Source organism: Vibrio sp. 10N.222.49.A3 (assembly GCF_041475145.1).
In the GTDB taxonomy this organism is placed as follows: Bacteria; Pseudomonadota; Gammaproteobacteria; order Enterobacterales; family Vibrionaceae; genus Vibrio; species Vibrio tasmaniensis_A.
In genome coordinates, this window is record NZ_JBFRVM010000310.1 from 1 (window position 1) to 229 (window position 229).

Below are 229 nucleotides of genomic sequence, written 5' to 3' on the forward strand. Positions count from 1 at the left end.
AATAGACAAAGTCGAAATTAAAGCCTGGCGATGTCCTACTCTCACATGGGGAAGCCCCACACTACCATCGGCGCTATTGTGTTTCACTTCTGAGTTCGGCATGGAATCAGGTGGGTCCACAATGCTATGGTCGCCAAGCAAATTTTGCTTTTACTTTCAGTTTTTAAAAAACTGAAGGCAAAATAATTCGGAAAGCTAATCTAAAAGTATCTCTTCAAACTCATTCAAG

General features: G+C 41.0%; 1 rRNA gene. It reads right to left on the bottom strand.

What is annotated here, in order from left to right:
• Window positions 1-22: 22 nt before the first annotated feature.
• Window positions 23-138: ribosomal RNA gene (gene rrf / locus AB4589_RS25315) — 5S ribosomal RNA — on the bottom strand.
• Window positions 139-229: the final 91 nt, after the last annotated feature.